This window comes from Siccibacter colletis (assembly GCF_000696575.1).
In the GTDB taxonomy this organism is placed as follows: Bacteria; Pseudomonadota; Gammaproteobacteria; order Enterobacterales; family Enterobacteriaceae; genus Siccibacter; species Siccibacter colletis.
This window is the reverse complement of record NZ_JMSQ01000034.1, coordinates 1-776: the sequence shown is the minus strand read 5'-3', so window position 1 is coordinate 776 and position 776 is coordinate 1. Positions and strand designations below refer to the sequence as shown.

General features: G+C 55.8%; 1 protein-coding gene. It reads left to right on the top strand.

The genetic code is table 11. From position 1 onward, the window contains the following. Nucleotides 1-776 (top strand): elongation factor Tu (locus tag ET34_RS0118805; protein WP_031524642.1); only part of this gene is annotated, 776 nt, incomplete at both ends.

Sequence of the window (776 nt, the reverse complement as noted above, 5' to 3'; positions counted from 1 at the left end):
CAGATCGATAACGCGCCGGAAGAAAAAGCTCGTGGTATCACCATCAACACTTCTCACGTTGAATATGACACCCCGACTCGCCACTACGCACACGTAGACTGCCCGGGCCACGCCGACTATGTTAAAAACATGATCACCGGTGCTGCGCAGATGGACGGCGCGATCCTGGTTGTTGCTGCGACTGACGGCCCGATGCCGCAGACCCGTGAGCACATCCTGCTGGGTCGTCAGGTAGGCGTTCCGTTCATCATCGTGTTCCTGAACAAATGCGACATGGTTGATGACGAAGAGCTGCTGGAACTGGTTGAGATGGAAGTGCGCGAGCTGCTGTCTCAGTACGACTTCCCGGGCGACGACACTCCGATCGTTCGTGGTTCTGCTCTGAAAGCGCTGGAAGGCGAAGCTGAGTGGGAAGAGAAAATCATCGAACTGGCTGGCTACCTGGATTCCTACATCCCGGAACCAGAGCGTGCGATTGACAAGCCGTTCCTGCTGCCGATCGAAGACGTATTCTCCATCTCCGGCCGTGGTACTGTAGTTACCGGTCGTGTAGAGCGCGGCATCATCAAGGTTGGTGAAGAAGTTGAAATCGTTGGTATCAAAGATACTGCGAAATCCACCTGTACCGGCGTTGAAATGTTCCGCAAACTGCTGGACGAAGGTCGTGCGGGCGAGAACTGCGGCGTTCTGCTGCGTGGTATCAAGCGTGAAGAGATCCAGCGTGGCCAGGTACTGGCTAAGCCGGGCACCATCAAGCCGCACACCAAGTTCGAATC